This is a genomic window from Stackebrandtia sp., assembly GCF_035643755.1.
GTDB lineage: Bacteria > Actinomycetota > Actinomycetes > Mycobacteriales > Micromonosporaceae > Stackebrandtia.
Genome location: NZ_DASQPW010000128.1, coordinates 1 through 15,029 on the forward strand (window position 1 = coordinate 1; position 15,029 = coordinate 15,029).

The window sequence follows — 15,029 nt, forward strand, 5'->3', positions numbered from 1 at the left end:
CCTTCTGGGTTGGTGGATCTGAAGATGTCTTCAGGCTGGTTAAGGCTGGGTTCAGCAACACGGTTCTAGGCGCGAATTAGGGGTGGAGGTTGGAGGACCCCAGCCCCGAATTCCTATGTGGTCCAGTTGTGCGTGTTAGAGGGGACGGGCGCGCGGGCACGAGACGGCGCTATCGGGTGCAGGACGGAGAGAACCCGTACAGCACCACCTCGTGTGGTGGAGGAAAACCCACGCAGCCCGCCCCACGCACGCAGCCCACCTCACACGGGCGTACGCGACTGGTGGAAAAGACTGTGGAAAGTGCGGATGTCAGCGCTGGACGGGAATGCTCAACGGCGGGTCATCGCGACGATGACGCACACAACCATTGACAGGGCAGTTCTGCCCAGGAACGCGACGACGCAGTTGACGCGGAAACGACGGATCGCTCGCAGCCCTACGGGCGGCGATCAACCACCACACCTCCACCCGAAGACGATGGATCGCGGCAACCACGAGGTCCTCACCACGCACCCCCGCAGGCAGCGGGTGCGACAATGGGCAACGTTCGGTTATCTCCTCCACGAGGAGACCTCCGTTCTTTAGGACCGAGGCGGGGACAAGGTCGCCAAACTTTGCGTACCCGCCTCGGTCGTTCTTGAGCTTGCCGCATGAAAGCCGTTGCGCGGCAAGCAGACCCTATTGAATTGTAGTTGCTAGATCACTCATAGCTGTGATCTGATGCTCACCGTAGCAGACTAAAAAACCTAATGCAAGTAACCTCTAGGTGATAAGCATGCTCGAGGAGAGCCGATGAGTGAGTCACAAGGCCCTACGGTTCGACGTCGTATCGTGGCGTCGGAGTTGAAGAGGCTGCGCGCAGAAGCCGACCTTCGACAGCAAGTGGTCGCCGATGCTGTGGAGCTTGATCAAAGTGCACTGTCTAGGTACGAGCAAGCCAAGTCGTCAATGACCGTGCATGTTGCTGAAAAGCTGTTTTCGTACTACGGAGTCGGTGGTGAGCAACTGGAGTGGATGCTTGAGTTGGTTCGTGGATCGCGTAAACGGGGGTGGCTCAAGGACTTCACGGGAGTCGTTCCCAATTGGTTCGAAGGGTTTGTCGCGCTCGAACGCGATGCGTCCAAACTGTACGAACTAGCCATACATGTGGTGCCAGGCGCTTTTCAGACCGAGGCATATGCCCATGCCATCATGAAGTCGGGCCTGAGCACCACCAATCTTGATGAGGCTGTACAGGCTCGCATGAAGCGGAGCAAAGTGTTTCAACGCGAGCACCCGCCCGAATACTGGGCTGTCATCTGCGAATCTGCTCTTCGCTGCGTAGTTGGGAGTCCCAAGGTGATGGCAGACCAACTACATCACTTGATAGACATGTCCAAAACGCCAAATATCACGATCCAAGTGCTACCCAACAGCGCAGGAGCGCATCCATCCATGGTTTGCCCATTCCTGCTGCTGCGATTCGACTTGGCACCGCACTACGGTGTTGTCTACATGGACTACTTGAGCGGGTCGATCTACCGAGACGACCCACAAGAAGTCGACCTCTACGACACCGCGCTTCGGCACCTGATCAAAGCGGCACTCCCCGAAACCTCAAGCCGAACCATGATGGCAAACATCGCAAAGGAACTACACAAATGAACCCCACCACCCCACACACCTGGCGAAAGTCGACCCGCTCGGGCGACAACCAAGGCCACTGCCTCGAAGTAGCCATTTGGCACAAGACCACTCGAGACAAAGGAGCCCAAGGCAACACGGTTTCCCGTGGCGATGTCTAGACGCTGCTGGCGAGCCTTAGCACCTGGTCCACGAAGGATTCAACCTGTGCGTCGTCGAGCTGTTGATCTACGAGCAGGACATGAGCGAGGAAGAACAGCAAGGCGCCTGCGTCGTTGGGGTTGATGCCTTCCAACCGTTCAGGTTCCCCAAGCGCGGCACGAAGGAGCGCTTCGGCCACCGACGGTTTGAGGATGTCGACGGCAGGATACCGATTCTTTAGATCAGACACGTATTCGGTGACCTGACCAGCGACATCCACACCCGTGAACTTGCGTGAGGCTCCGACGGTGAGCGCGTGTGACATCAACGTGTACGTCCGATTGCTGCCCACCACCTCGGCAAGATCGCTGGGAGACTGAGACCCCTTCGTCGCGGTGGCCTTCAGCAGCGCTACCTCGTTGTCGTTTCGAATCACTTGTCTCCCACCTTCGGTGTGTTCCTGATTGCCGCTGATGCCTTCCTGACGCCCTTGGTGACAACAGCCGTAATCGCGAATCCTGCCACGAGAAGCGACCCACCGCGTGGCTGGTCGGCAGGCTGCGCCTGAAATGTCGGGCGATTGGCCGTTTCGGTCGAGCTCACCAGACCCGTTTCGGGAGTCGGGTCAACGCCTACCGATTCCCAAGCGATGTCGATCTGCTTTCCCACTGTTTCAGCTACATCCGAGACATCGCCGCCCTTTCGGGTAAAGAAGTCCGCCAGGTTCTCACCCTTACGACGCAAATCATCGTCCTCGATGACCGCCTCGGGACCCGCCATCGGCTCACTTTCCGCCGATGGCACGCCGTTGGAATGCGGATTTTGCGCCTCAGACGTATCCCCGCCGCCACCCCTTAAACCGCTGCCCCGCGCTGATTCGGCAGTCGACTGCATCTCCTTGAGCTTGTTGATGGCCTCCACCAGCAGGCTCTCGGCCTCGCCGCCCTGGTCCACCGACGACCTGATGGTCGCTCCCGTGGCCTCGGCACCCATCGACTCAAGCTGAGAGGCAAGATCCTCGCCACCCGACTTCGACTGTCCCACAGTGCTTTGCGCCTGCTCCACGGCCTGAATCGCCGCACCGATCTGAGCCGAATACTCATCAATACTGGACACGCACGCGCCTCTCCCTGTGCCGACACTTTCCCGTTCGTCGCAACACGACCGATACGCACTGTACCAATATCAATGCATCAATTCTCGGTGACCACCTCGACACCGTAGCCACCCAGCTCCACGATCCTGTCGCCAATGGACACCACGACCGCCGCGTCATTGTGGTTCATGACGATGTGGTGGACCGTCCCGTCCTCGGCGACCCGAGCGCGGGCCTGGACGCCGTCGGGCAGGCCAGGCAGCACGGGCGTCACGCCCGCAGTGCCGCGCGCCAGGTCCATGATGGAGGTCATCGCCTCGTCGTCGGGGCGGGTGGCCAGGTAGTAGGCGGTGCCCTCGCCGAAGCGGTGGCGGGTGAGGGCGGGGTGGCCCGACAGGGGGCCCGAGTCGAAGTGCGCCAGGGCTTCGGCGCCCTCGAGGTGGATGTCCTCCGACCACACCGTGGCGCCGCGGACGGCGAGGCCGTCCAGGTCGCCCGTGAAGGCCACGGGGATGTCGCCGCCCTCGGGCAGCGGCCAGAACTCCTCCGTCCACAGTCCCAGCATGTCGCGGAACGGCGCGGGGTAGCCGCCCAGGTGGACGCGGTCGCAGTCGTCCACAATGCCCGAGAAGAAGGACATCAGGAGCGTGCCGCCCTCGCGCACGAACCGTTCCAGGGCCGACGCGTGCTCCTCGGTCACCAGGTAGAGGTTCGGCACCACCAGCAGCTTGTAGCGCGACAGGTCCGCGCTGGGCGGGACCACGTCGCAGGCGACGTTGGCCTGGTACAAGGGGCCATAGTGGGCGGCGACGGTTTCGAGGTAGTTGATGTCGCTGGAGGGGTGGCTGTCGCCCTCCAGGGCCCACCAGCTCGGCCAGTCCATGACGATCGCGGCGTCGGCGGTTTGCCTGGTGCCGAACAGTTCGGGGTGGGAGGCGAGCTCGTTGCCCAGGGCCGCGACCTCGCGGTGGACGCGGGTGTCGGGGCCCGCGTGCGGGACCATGCCCGAGTGGAAGCGTTCGGCGCCGCCGCGCGAGGCGCGCCATTGGAAGTACAGGACGGAGTCGGCGCCGTGGGCGACGGCCTGCCAGCTCCACAGCCGCATGACGCCAGGGGGCTTGGGGCCGTTGCGAAGCCGCCAGTTGACGGCGCTGGGGGCCTGTTCCATGAGCATCCAGGGCGCGCCGTCGCCCAGCGACCGCATCAGGTCGTAGGTGAACGCGGCGGCCTGGGCGGACCTGCCGTCCACATTGTGCGGGTCGGGGTAGGAGTCGTGGCTGATGGCGTCGATGTGGGGCGCCCAGGTGGTGTAGTCGGCGGGTTTGAAGGCGCCCATGAAGTTGGTGGTGGCGGGGACGCCGGGGGTGATGCGGTCCAGGACCTCCTTTTCCGCGAGGTAGCAGGCGAGCAGTTCGTCGGAGGAGAACCGCGCGAAGTCGAGCCGCTGGGCGGGGTTGGGGAAGGTGGGCGTGGAGCGCGGGGGCTGGATCTCGTCGAACTCGGAGTAGCCCTGGGACCAGAAGCTGGTGGACCAGGCCTCGTTGAGGCCGTCGATGTCGCCGTAACGGTCGCGCAGCCAGTCGCGGAAGGCCGCCGCCGAGGTGTCGCAATAGCACTGTCTGACGTGGCAGCCGTATTCGTTGTTGATGTGCCACATGGCCAGTGCGGGGTGATCGCCGTAGCGGTTGGCGAGCTGTTCGACCAGGCGGGTGGCGTAGCGGCGATAGTCGGGTGAGGACGGACAGTAGTGCTGGCGCGCGCCCTGCCACAGCTTGGTGCCGTCGGCCTTCACGGGGAGGGTCTCGGGGTGGAGCCTGGCCAGCCAGGGCGGCGGCGAGGCCGTCATGGTGGCCATGCAGACCGCGACGTCGGCGTCGTGGAGCATGCCGAAGATCGTGTCCACCCAACCGAAGTCGAACTCGCCGGGGCGGGGCTCCACCTTGGCCCACGAGAAGATGCCGAGGCTGACCAGCGAGACGCCCGCGTCCTTCATGAGCCGCATGTCCTCGGCCCAGACCTCGGGCGTCCACTGTTCGGGGTTGTAGTCGCCGCCGAAGGCGATGCGCCCGAGGCGGGAATTGAAGCGCGCCAGGCGTTCGGCCGAAGTCATTCCTTGACACTCCCTTGGGTGATTCCTGTTTTCCAGAACCGCTGCAGGATGACCATCATGATCATCAGCGGAATGACGGAGACGAAGGCGCCGCCGACGGTGAGCTGGTAAAGGATCGGGTCGCGCGAGGCGAACGACTGCCAGGTGGTGAGCCCCAACGTGATCGGGAACAGGTGGGGGTCGGACAGCATGATCAACGGCAGGAAGTAGTTGTTCCAGATGCCGACGAACTGGAACAGGAAGATGGTGACCAGCGCGGGCGTCATGATGCGCAGGCCGACGGTGGCGAACACGCGGAACTCCCCCGCCCCGTCGAGGCGGGCCGCCTCCATGAGTTCGTCGGGAACCGCGGCGGCGGCGTAGATGCGGCACAGGTAGACGCCGAACGGGCTGACCATGCTGGGCAGCAGGAGCGCCCAGTAGGAGTTGGCCATGTCGAACTGGCTGAGCAACAGGTACAGGGGCAGGGTGAGGGCGGTGGACGGGATCAGCACGCCCGCGAGGATCAGGTTGAACGCGGTCTTTCGGCCGGTGAAGCGGAACTTGGCCATGCCGTAGCCCGCCGCGGCGGCCAGCAGGGTGGCCGCGGCGGAGCCGACGCCCGCGTACAGGACACTGTTGAGTGTCCACCTGAGATAGATGCCGTGCTGGTAGCTGAACAGGGTCTTGAGGTTGGCGATCGGTGAGGGGTGGGAGAACCACAGTCCGAACGATCCGAACAGGTCGGCGCTGGACTTGGTGTAGGCCACGATGAGCCAGTACACGGGGATCAGGAAGTACACGGCGATCACGGCCAGCACCGCCGTGACCAGGGTCTTGTATTTCAGGGTCATGACTCGTCATCCCCTCGTCCGAAGAGGCGCAGGAAACCGAAGGAGAACACCATCGCCACGACGGCCAACAGCACCGCCTGCGCCGCGGCCATCTGGTAGTTGTCCTTATTGAACGCTTCGTTGTAGGCGGTCAGGTTGGGTGTGTACGTGAAGTTGATGGCGCCCGTCAACGGTTTCAACACCAGCGGTTCGGAGAACAGTTGCAGCGTCCCGACGATGGTGAACACGGTGACCATGACGATGGCGGGGCGAGCCAACGGCAGCTTGATGTTCCACACGATCCGCCAGGCGCCCGCGCCGTCCATGCGGGCCGACTCGTACAGGTCGGGGTTGATGGACTTCAACTGCGCCACCAGGACCAGCATGTTGTAGCCCGCGAACTGCCACGTCACGATGTTGATGATGGACAGCAGGATGTTGTCGGTGCCGAGGAAGTCGACATTGAGCCCGAGGTCGTTGAGCAGCGTCACGATCGGGCTGATACCCGGGGTGTAGAGGAATCCCCACAGGATCGAGGCGACGACGCCGGGCACGCCGTACGGCAGGAAGTAGGCGCTGCGGAAGAACGGGACGCCGCGCGCCGAGGCGGCGTCCAGCAGCAGCGCCAGGGCCACGGCGAGGATCACCATGACGGGCACCTGGATGACCGCGAAGATCAGGATCCGCACCAGGCTGTCGACGAACGCCGCGTCCGACAGGGCGGCGGCGTAGTTGTCGAACCAGACGAACACCTGCTTGGAACCGCTGAGCCCCAAGGACCCCGTGCGTTCCACTTTGAACAGGCTCTGGTAGACGGCGTAGACGATCGGGATGATGAAGAACGCGGTGAAGAAGATCGCGAACGGGAGGACGAATCCCCAGCCCGAGCGGGCACGGCGACGTGTGATCGACATGGTTTCTCCGCCTTACCTGGCGTCCACCGGGAGGCCCTTGTCCTCCAGGTCTTTGACGATTTGGTCCTGGACTTGCGGCAGGGACCCGGCGAAGGTTCCCGTGCCGTCGACGGCCCCTTGCAGGGCGTTGTTGAAGTGCTCGTATGCCTCGGCGGTGGTGGGCGACCATTGCCAGCGGGTGTCGACCGCGGCGTCGGCGGCGGCGAACACCTTGTTGTAGCGCTGGTTGCCGAAGAACGGGTCCTTGCGGTTGAGAGCGGCGCTGTCGCGGGCGGACTTGACGGCGGGCCATCCGTAGCCGCTCTTGATGAGCATGTTCACCGAGTCGGCGTCGGTGTTGAGCCAGATGGCGAAGCGCAGCGCCTCCTTGGCGTGGTCGGAGCCGTGCATCACGACGGTGGAGGAGCCGCCCCAGTTCGAGGAGACGAACTTTCCGTCTTCGCTCCACTGTGGCATCGGCGCCACCTTCCACTTGCCCGAGGTGGCGGGGGCGTTGCCGCGCAGCAGGGCGTCTCCCCATTGTGGGCCGACCCAGGAGGTGATCTGGCCGTCCTGGATGTCCTTGAACCAGCCGTTGGCCATGTCGGGTTCGGTCTTCACCAGGTCCTTTTTCACCAGGTTGTTCCAGTACTTGGCGACCTTGCGGGTGGCGGGGTTGTCGACGTCGACCGTCCACTTTCCGCCCTGCGTGCCGAACCAGCGGGCCCCGGCCTGCCAGGACAGGGCGCCGAAGTACGCGGAGTTGGCGGCGGGGAAGGTCGCGATGTACGTGTGGTGCTTGCGGAACACCTTGGCGGCGGCCTCGAAGTCGGCCCAGGTCCTGGGCGGTTCGATGTTCCACTTCTTGAACAGGTCCTGGCGGTAGAACATCGCCATGGGGCCCGAGGCCTGCGGCACGGCGTAGACGCGGTCGTTGAAGACCCCCTGCTGCCACTGCCAGTCGACGAACTTGGACTTGTCGGACTCGATGCCCAGGGAGGTGAGGTCTTCGAGGCCCTGGTCGACCAGGAGGCTCGGGATCTCCTGGTACTCCACCTGGGCCAGGTCGGGCGGGTCGCCCGCGGTGAGCGACGCGCGCATCTTGGCGTAGCCGCCGCTGCCCCCGGCGGGGACATTGGACAGTTCGACGTGGACGTCGGGGTTCTCCTGGTTCCACAGGTCGACGGCCTTGTCGATGCCGGGGACCCAGGACCAGAAGGTGAGGTTGACCTTGGGGGCGTTGGTGGAGCCGCACGCGGCGACGGTGAACAAGAGGGCGACGGCGGCAATCAGACACGAGGCCGTATTGCGGGCCAGAAGGGTCATCTGGGTGCCTCCTGGTGTGGCAGATGTCTCATGGGGCGCCCGATGTTATCATAAAATACTATTATATTTCGATGGCTGGATCGCGGTTTTTCGCGACGGCCCGCACCCGAGTCACGAAAGGCGGCTGGCAGTGGCAACGGCCAACAGGTTCGCGGGCCGCGTCGTCGTGGTCACCGGCGCCGCGGCGGGCATCGGGGCGGCGGTGACGCGCCGCTTCACCGCCGAGGGCGCCGTGGTGTTGACCGTCGACGTCGACGAGCCCGGCGAAGTCGAGGGGTCCACCGTGGAACACATTCGCGCCGACGTGGCCAATCCCGATGACTGGCAGCGCATCGCCGAGACCGCCGAGCGCTACGGCGGGGCCGACGTGCTGGTCTCCAACGCCGCCACCGTGATCGTCAAGCCCGCCGCCGACACCGCCGACGACGAGTGGCACCGCCAGCTCGAGGTGAACCTGTCGGGGGCGTTCTTCGGCGTACGCGCCCTGCTGCCGGGACTGCGCCGCAATCGCGGCAACGTCGTGATCGTGTCGTCCGTGCACGCCCACTTCGGGCTCCCCGGGCGGCCCGCCTACGCCGCGTCCAAGGGCGGGTTGTGCGCGCTGACAAGGCAACTGGCCGCCGACTACGGTCCCCAGGTGCGGGTGAACACGGTCTCGCCCGGCCCGATCGCCACCAAGGCGTGGGAGGGGATCAGCGCGGCCGATCGGCGGCGCAGCGCGCGCCAGACCGTCCTGGACCGCCTCGGCGGCGCCGGTGAGGTCGCCGGGTGCGTGGCGTTCCTCGCCTCGCCCGACGCGTCCTATGTCACCGGTGCCGAGCTGGTGGTGGACGGCGGGTGGAGCGTCACCAAGGACTCGATGTGAACAGCTACACGCGGCGCGGGGTACACGGCCAGGTGGTGCGCGAGATCGCCTCGCGGGTGCTGTCGGGCGCCTACCCCGAGGGCGCCACCATCGACGTGTCCACACTCGAAGACGAGCTCGGCGTCAGCCGCACCGTCGTGCGCGAGGCCCTGAAGGTGTTGACCGCCAAGGGACTGGTCGACGCGCGTCAAAAGCGCGGCACCTACGTGCTCCAGCGCGCCCGCTGGAACCTGCTGGACGCCGACGTGCTGGCCTGGCAGTTCGCGGGCAGGTCGGATGAGTCCTTTCTCGACCAACTGCACGAGATGCGCGCCATCGTCGAGCCCGCCGGAGCGGGCCTGGCCGCGGGGCGCCGCACCCCCGCCGACCTCGCGGCCATCGACGCGGCCGTGGAACAGATGGTGCGGGCCGAGGGCGACCCCGACGCCGCCGTGGCCGCCGACCTCGCCTTCCACCGCGCGCTGTTGGCCGCCACCCACAACGAGCTTTTGACCCGCATGGAGATGCTGCTGGAGACCGGCCTGGCCAGCCGCGATCGCCTGGTGCACACCACAAGCCCGCACGACGACCCCGTGCCCAGCCACCGCGCGGTCGCCGACGCCATCCGCGACGGCGACGCCGAGCGCGCCGCGGCGGCCATGAGCCAGCTGCTGGACAAGGCACTGGCCGACCTGCGCCGCGCCAGAGAAGGGAACCCGCCGTGAAGATCACCCGGATCGAGACCTTCCGCGTCCCGCCGCGCTGGCTGTTCTGCCGCGTCGAGACCGACGACGGCGTGGTCGGCTGGGGCGAGCCCGTCGTGGAGGGCCGCGCCGCCACGGTGCGCACCGCCGTGGAAGAGCTGTCCGGGTACCTCATCGGGGCCGACCCGCTGCGCATCGAGGACCACTGGCAGGTGCTGTCCAAGGGCGGCTTCTACCGCGGCGGGCCCGTCCTGTCGTCCGCGCTGGCGGGCATCGACCAGGCGCTGTGGGACATCGCGGGCAAGGCGCGCGGCGCGGCCGTCCACGAGCTGCTCGGCGGGCCCGTGCGCGACAGGGCGCGGGTGTACGGCTGGGTCGGCGGCGACGAGCCGTCCGAAGTGGCCGAGGCCGCCGCCGCGCAGGCCGAGGCGGGATTCACCGCCGTGAAGATGAACGCCTGCGCCGCCCTGCCCCACATCGCCTCGCCGTCCGAACTCGACCGGATCACCCGCCGCGTCGCGGGCGTGCGCGAGGCGCTCGGCGACGACCGCGACCTCGCCATCGACTTCCACGGGCGCGTCTCGGCCGCCGCCGCCCGCCAGCTGCTGCCCCGCCTCGCCGAGCTGTCGCCGCTGTTCGTCGAGGAACCCGTGCTGCCCGAACACCACCGCCGCCTGGCCTCCATCGTGGAGTCGAGCCCGATCCCGATCGCCACGGGCGAGCGCCTCTACTCCCGCAACGACTTCCTGCCCGTCCTCCAGGCGGGCATCGCCGTGGCCCAGCCCGACATCTCCCACGCGGGAGGCATCTCCGAGGTGCGGCGCATCGCGTCGCTGGCCGAGGTGTGGAACGTCGCCGTCGCCCCGCACTGTCCACTCGGGCCGATCTCGCTGGCCGCCAGCCTACAGATCGCGTTCGCCACACCGAACTTCCTCATCCAGGAACAAAGCCTCGGCATCCACTACAACACCCGCGCCGACCTGCTGGACTACCTGCTCGACACGTCCGTATTCGCCTTCACCGACGGCTACGTGGCGCGCCCCGCCGCGCCCGGTCTCGGCCTGTCCCTTGACGAGGCGGCCATCCGCCGCGCCGACGCCCAGGACCACGACTGGCACTCCCCCGTGTGGCGGCACGCCGACGGCTCCTTCGCCGAGTGGTGAACCACCAAGGAGCGACACCATGACTTCCGCGACCCCGATCACCGCCTACACCTGCGAACTCGGCGAGGGCGCCCGCTGGGTCGACGGCCGCCTGGTCCACACCGACATCCTTTCGGGACGGTTGCTGTCGCCCCGATCGGACGGGACCGCCGAGGTGCTGGCGGACCTCGACGTGCCGCTGGGGGCCGTCGCCCCGATCGCCGACCGCCCCGGCGAATGGATCGCCGCGGCCGGAGGAGGCATCGCCGTGCTTTCCCACGGCCGCGTCCAATGGCTCGCCACCCCCGAGGCCGACCGCTCCCCCGCCACCCGCATGAACGACGGGTCCTGTGACCCGCGCGGGCGCTTGTGGGCGGGCTCCATGGCCTACGACAACACGCCCGGCGCGGGTTGCCTGTACCGCGTCGACGGCGACGGCACGGTCGTTCGGGTCCTTGAGGGACTGACGATTCCCAACGGTCCGGCGTGGAGCCCCGGCGGCGACGTCATGTACCTGTCGGCCAGCGCGGACGGTCGCGTCGACGCCTACCCCGTCGACGCCGCGGGCGACCTCGGCGCACCCGAGGTGTTCGCCCAGTTGGAAACCGGCCTCACCCCCGACGGCCTCACCGTCGACGCCGACGGCGGCGTCTGGGTGGCGGTGTGGGACGGCGCCCAGGTGCGCCGCTACCTCCCCGACGGCACGGCCGACACCGTCCTGGAACTGCCGACGTCGCGCCCCACCAGTTGCTGCTTCGGCGGCCCCGACCTGAAGCGGCTGTATGTCACCACCGCCTCGTACGGATTGAACGAGGCGAACGCGGGCGGGGTCTACGCCTTCGACGTGGGCATCGCCGGTCGTCACACCGCGCCCTTCGTTCCACTCAGGACACCGTGACCTCGGCGTGTGCGCCGCGTGTGCGCCGCGGTGTGCGCGGCTCGCCCTAGTCTCCGCGTCGGGGTGACCGCATCGGTTGCGGCCACCCGCATTGGAGACCCCGTGTACCTGTCGTACCACCACCTCGGGCCCCTCAGCGAGCCCTTGACCCTCGGCCCGATCCTCGCGGCCCTGGTGCTCGCCGCCGCGTTCGCCGCCTTTCGGTCGTGGAGGCGCTGGCGCGACATCGCGGGCTTCAAGCGTCACGCCGCCCGAGCCCACCTGGACTATCGCCCGCGCGACGACGGGCTCGCCCGGCTGTCGACGCACTGGCCCATGGACACCTCGCCGCTGTGCATCGGCGCCAACGTGTTTCACGGAACCCACCGAGGACGGCCCCTCGTGTTCGGTGAACTGCGATACGGGCCCCGGCTCACGTCCCACCATCTCGTTCCGTTCGCATCGAACCGCGCTCAGCTCGTGGCCGTCGGTCTGGGCGCCCCGGTACCCGACCTCGACGTGACTGTCGACAATCGACCCGGACTGTATCTGGACCAGAACCGGGGCATCGGATACCGCGCCCTGATCCCGGACTTCGACGAGAAGTACTCGATGGACCCGCGGGTCACCGAGTTCGCCGGGCGGGTGCTGCCGTCCGAAACCGTGCGGTGGCTGCTCGCGGACGTCCGGGCCCGCCAATGCCATCTGCGCTTCGAGGGTCGGTGGCTGTGGTGTCTGCGTCCCGTGCGTTCGCATCTTCCGCTGGTGTGGAGCGACGTGGATCTGCTCCACGAGTTCCTCGGCAGGGCGGCGCCGGCGCGATAGCGGGTGAGAGCCCGACTTGACGAAGACTGAACACGTGATTAGTCTATTGAACATGAGTTCAGTCGATCCGAATGACCTGACGGCCGCCGCGAAGATCCGCAACGTCGCCATCAGGCACTTCGTCCAGGAAGGGTTTCAGAAGGCGAACCTCCGCGCGATCGCCGCCGAGGCCGGGGTCAGCATCGGGCTGATCTTCCACCACTTCAAGAACAAGGCGGGCCTGCGCGCGGCCTGCGACGACCACGTGCTGCGCGTCGGGCAGGACCGCATGGGCAACGGCATGCGCGACCTGCTGGCCGACTACCTGTCCGATCCCGACGAATACCGGCTCCAGGTGCGCTACATCGCCCGCGCGATTCACGAGGATTCGCCCTCGGCCAGGACTTTTGTGGACACCATGGTCGAGCAGTCCGAAGCGCTGTTCGCTGAGGGAGTCGCCGATGGAAGCATCCGCCCGTCCGCCGACGCCCGCGCCCGGGCCGTCCTGCACATCCTCATCAGCCTCGCCGTGCTGACCATGCCGCCGCCGCTGGCGCGCGCCCTCGGTCACGAGGACTTCGGGCCCGAGGTGCTGCGGCGCCTCACCGCGCCCACCTACGAGCTCTACACGCAGGGGCTCTACACCGACCAGAACCTGCCCACCGCCGCCGAGGCGGCCTGGGCGGCCGAAGAAGACAAGGACGACGCATGAGCATCACGCTTCCGACCCTGACGCCGATCCAGGAGTCGCTGTTCCTCACGCTCGGCGGGGTGGCGCTGGACGCCCGCCTGGACGAGCCGTTCCTCGGCGACACGCTCGCCGACGACGTTTTCACCCGAACGGGGTACGACCTGGCCAAGCTGCCGTCGCTGGTCAACCCGAAGCAGGACCCCAGAATCCGCGTCTTCGACATCGCGGTGCGGGCCAAGCGCCTGGACCAGATGGTGAGCCGGTTCGTCCGCAAGCACCCCGACGCCGTGGTGGTGGACCTGGGGTCCGGTTTGGACACCCGGGTGTTTCGGGTCGATCCACCCGCGACGGTCGACTGGTACGACGTCGACTTCCCGGTCGTGGCCGAGCTGCGCGAACAGCTGGTCCCGCCGCGCGAGCGCGCGCACATCGTCGGCGCCGACCTCACCGACGCGGGCTGGATCGCCGAGCTGCCCAAGGACCGCCCCGCCTTCCTGGTCCACGATGGCCTGATCGTCTTCCTGACCTTCGACGGCTACGCGAACCTGCTGCGGCGGCTCACCGACCACTTCCCGCACGGCGAGCTGGCGCACAACACCTACACGAAGCTCGCGGTGTGGGCGGTGAAGCGCGGCGCCGTCCCCCCGTTGCCCGGCTCGGCGGCGCACCATCCCGGCTTCAACGATCCGCGCGACCCCGAGAAGTGGGTGCCCGGTCTCAAGCTGATCGAGGAGGTCTTCCTGACCCGGTCGCGCGAGGCCGCCACGCTGGCGCCGGTGGCTCCGATGATGTACCGGATGCTGAAGGTGATGTCGCACAGCCGATACCTGTCGCGGATGCTCGGCACCTCGCTGATGCACTACCGGTTCTGATCCGGACGTTGGCACGCCCGGCAGGATTCGAACCTGCGACCTGAGGATTAGAAGTCCACTGCTCTATCCGCTGAGCTACGGGCGCTGGGCAAAGATTCACACTCTTAAGTGCCCTAGATAGGGTAGCCGCCGTCACGCGGAATCCGCGAACGCTTTGGTCCGCGTGTGTTCTGCGCTACCGCGGCGGCGGGCGAGGGCTTGCCGCTACAAAACGATTTGCGTATCGTGTAGGGGCACCCCCGCCCCAAGGAGACTCTCGTGCGCATCGACATCGCCCAAGTCCAAAGCGCCGGACAACGCATCGGCCGCATCGGCGCCGACGCCCGGTCGTACGCCACATCCGCCGACGGCACCCTGCGCTCGGCCCTGGGTTCCAACAAGGGATTCTCGGCAATCGAGGCCCTGGGACAGGTGCTGGACGCGCTCGGCAAGCAGGTCGGCGACGCCGTATCCGACAACGAGACCGTCGCGCGCGACATCGGCACCGCCGCCGACAACCACGCCCGCACCGAAAACGGCAGCAAGTCCTCGATGGAGTCGCTGCGAAAACAGCTGACGGGAGCCACCAAGACCCCGGCGGGCAAGACGACCGCCAACCCGATGCACGACGTGCTCGGCACCGGCGCCACCAAGACCCCGGCGCCCGGCTCCCACGAGGAGTTCATCGAAACCGCGGGCAAGGCCGCCCAGGACAGCCAGAAGCGCTTCGGGGTGCCCGCGTCGGTATCGTCGGCGCAGGCCATTGTGGAGTCGGGCTGGGGTAAGAGCGGCCTGTCGAAGGAGGCCAACAACTACTTCGGCATCAAGTGCTCGGGCGGCGACGCGGGGCCGAACGCCACCTCCTGCGTCAACTACAAGACCTGGGAGGTCGTCAACGGCAACGACACCTCGGTGCGCGACGCGTTCCGCTCCTACGACTCGGCGTCGGACTCGTTCCTCGACCACGGCCAGTTCCTCAAGGACAACCCGCGCTACACCGAGGCGTTCAAATACACCGACAACCCCGACCAGTTCGCCCGCGAGATCCAAAAGGCCGGCTACGCCACCGATCCCCACTACGCGGACAAGCTGATCGGCATGATGCACAAGTACAA

The 15,029-nt window shown here is 66.8% G+C and carries 16 protein-coding genes and 1 tRNA gene; 10 read left to right on the forward strand and 7 right to left on the reverse strand.

What is annotated here, in order from left to right:
- Positions 1-792 precede the first annotated feature (792 nt).
- The gene (locus tag VE172_RS09720; RefSeq protein WP_324800491.1) at positions 793-1,644 is read left to right on the forward strand and encodes a helix-turn-helix domain-containing protein; all 852 of its coding nucleotides are present in this window, start codon (positions 793-795) and stop codon (positions 1,642-1,644) included.
- Complete coding sequence (locus VE172_RS25690) at positions 1,641-1,784, forward strand: DUF397 domain-containing protein (protein ID WP_414715079.1); 144 nt, start codon at positions 1,641-1,643, stop codon at positions 1,782-1,784. Before VE172_RS09720 ends, VE172_RS25690 begins: the two co-directional genes overlap by 4 nt.
- Here the strand turns inward: VE172_RS25690 and VE172_RS09725 are convergent.
- From VE172_RS09725 to VE172_RS09750, 6 genes are all read right to left on the reverse strand, one after another.
- A complete protein-coding gene (locus VE172_RS09725) occupies positions 1,781-2,200 on the reverse strand; it encodes a hypothetical protein (RefSeq protein WP_324800494.1) in 420 nt (139 codons plus the stop codon). The genes VE172_RS25690 and VE172_RS09725 overlap by 4 nt on opposite strands.
- Entirely contained in the window at positions 2,197-2,880 is a 684-nt protein-coding gene (locus VE172_RS09730; protein ID WP_324800497.1) for a hypothetical protein, read from the reverse strand. The genes VE172_RS09725 and VE172_RS09730 overlap by 4 nt, the downstream gene beginning before the upstream one ends.
- A 77-nt stretch (positions 2,881-2,957) precedes the next feature.
- Positions 2,958-4,970 (reverse strand): beta-galactosidase, encoded by a 2,013-nt coding sequence (locus VE172_RS09735; RefSeq protein WP_324800499.1) that lies wholly within the window; start codon positions 4,968-4,970, stop codon positions 2,958-2,960.
- The gene (locus tag VE172_RS09740) at positions 4,967-5,803 is read right to left on the reverse strand and encodes a carbohydrate ABC transporter permease (protein WP_324800502.1); all 837 of its coding nucleotides are present in this window, start codon (positions 5,801-5,803) and stop codon (positions 4,967-4,969) included. Before VE172_RS09740 ends, VE172_RS09735 begins: the two co-directional genes overlap by 4 nt.
- Positions 5,800-6,696 carry a carbohydrate ABC transporter permease gene (locus VE172_RS09745; RefSeq protein ID WP_324800504.1) on the reverse strand — a complete coding sequence of 299 codons (897 nt, stop codon included), beginning with the start codon at positions 6,694-6,696 and terminating at the stop codon, positions 5,800-5,802. The genes VE172_RS09740 and VE172_RS09745 overlap by 4 nt, the downstream gene beginning before the upstream one ends.
- 12 nt (positions 6,697-6,708) lie before the next feature.
- Positions 6,709-8,001, reverse strand: a complete 1,293-nt coding sequence (locus tag VE172_RS09750; protein ID WP_324800507.1) for an ABC transporter substrate-binding protein — start codon at positions 7,999-8,001, stop codon at positions 6,709-6,711.
- Between the two features lie 130 nt (positions 8,002-8,131).
- Between VE172_RS09750 and VE172_RS09755 the strand changes: the two genes are divergently transcribed.
- The 7 genes from VE172_RS09755 (at position 8,132) to VE172_RS09785 (ending at position 13,935) form a co-directional block, all read left to right on the forward strand.
- Positions 8,132-8,866, forward strand: a complete 735-nt coding sequence (locus tag VE172_RS09755; protein WP_324800510.1) for an SDR family NAD(P)-dependent oxidoreductase — start codon at positions 8,132-8,134, stop codon at positions 8,864-8,866.
- The gene (locus tag VE172_RS09760; RefSeq protein ID WP_324800513.1) at positions 8,863-9,570 is read left to right on the forward strand and encodes a FadR/GntR family transcriptional regulator; all 708 of its coding nucleotides are present in this window, start codon (positions 8,863-8,865) and stop codon (positions 9,568-9,570) included. The genes VE172_RS09755 and VE172_RS09760 overlap by 4 nt, the downstream gene beginning before the upstream one ends.
- Positions 9,567-10,712: a galactonate dehydratase gene (dgoD, locus tag VE172_RS09765; protein ID WP_324800516.1), complete on the forward strand. Its 1,146-nt coding sequence runs from the start codon at positions 9,567-9,569 to the stop codon at positions 10,710-10,712. The genes VE172_RS09760 and dgoD overlap by 4 nt, the downstream gene beginning before the upstream one ends.
- A gap of 19 nt (positions 10,713-10,731) precedes the next feature.
- Positions 10,732-11,589 carry an SMP-30/gluconolactonase/LRE family protein gene (locus VE172_RS09770; RefSeq protein ID WP_324800519.1) on the forward strand — a complete coding sequence of 286 codons (858 nt, stop codon included), beginning with the start codon at positions 10,732-10,734 and terminating at the stop codon, positions 11,587-11,589.
- Positions 11,590-11,652: 63 nt separating this feature from the next.
- On the forward strand, positions 11,653-12,393 hold the full coding sequence (locus tag VE172_RS09775) for a hypothetical protein (protein WP_324800522.1): 741 nt from the start codon (positions 11,653-11,655) through the stop codon (positions 12,391-12,393).
- Positions 12,394-12,445: 52 nt separating this feature from the next.
- The gene (locus VE172_RS09780) at positions 12,446-13,084 is read left to right on the forward strand and encodes a TetR/AcrR family transcriptional regulator (protein ID WP_324800524.1); all 639 of its coding nucleotides are present in this window, start codon (positions 12,446-12,448) and stop codon (positions 13,082-13,084) included.
- A complete protein-coding gene (locus VE172_RS09785) occupies positions 13,081-13,935 on the forward strand; it encodes a class I SAM-dependent methyltransferase (protein WP_324800527.1) in 855 nt (284 codons plus the stop codon). The genes VE172_RS09780 and VE172_RS09785 overlap by 4 nt, the downstream gene beginning before the upstream one ends.
- Positions 13,936-13,944: 9 nt before the next feature.
- Here the strand turns inward: VE172_RS09785 and VE172_RS09790 are convergent.
- A tRNA-Arg gene (locus VE172_RS09790) sits at positions 13,945-14,020 on the reverse strand.
- A gap of 173 nt (positions 14,021-14,193) precedes the next feature.
- On the opposite strand from VE172_RS09790, the gene VE172_RS09795 reads away from it, so the two are divergent.
- On the forward strand, positions 14,194-15,029 hold an 836-nt coding region (locus VE172_RS09795; RefSeq protein ID WP_324800530.1), incomplete at its 3' end, for a glucosaminidase domain-containing protein.

Bases quoted from the DNA above. Each gene is read 5' to 3' on its own strand.
- VE172_RS09740 (WP_324800502.1), bottom strand. From the start codon at position 5,803: ATGACCCTGAAATACAAGACCCTGGTCACGGCGGTGCTGGCCGTGATC.
- VE172_RS09720 (WP_324800491.1), top strand. From the start codon at position 793: ATGAGTGAGTCACAAGGCCCTACGGTTCGACGTCGTATCGTGGCGTCG.
- VE172_RS09780 (WP_324800524.1), top strand. From the start codon at position 12,446: ATGAGTTCAGTCGATCCGAATGACCTGACGGCCGCCGCGAAGATCCGC.
- VE172_RS09735 (WP_324800499.1), bottom strand. From the start codon at position 4,970: ATGACTTCGGCCGAACGCCTGGCGCGCTTCAATTCCCGCCTCGGGCGC.
- VE172_RS09745 (WP_324800504.1), bottom strand. From the start codon at position 6,696: ATGTCGATCACACGTCGCCGTGCCCGCTCGGGCTGGGGATTCGTCCTC.
- VE172_RS09770 (WP_324800519.1), top strand. From the start codon at position 10,732: ATGACTTCCGCGACCCCGATCACCGCCTACACCTGCGAACTCGGCGAG.
- VE172_RS09750 (WP_324800507.1), bottom strand. From the start codon at position 8,001: ATGACCCTTCTGGCCCGCAATACGGCCTCGTGTCTGATTGCCGCCGTC.
- VE172_RS25690 (WP_414715079.1), top strand. From the start codon at position 1,641: ATGAACCCCACCACCCCACACACCTGGCGAAAGTCGACCCGCTCGGGC.
- VE172_RS09785 (WP_324800527.1), top strand. From the start codon at position 13,081: ATGAGCATCACGCTTCCGACCCTGACGCCGATCCAGGAGTCGCTGTTC.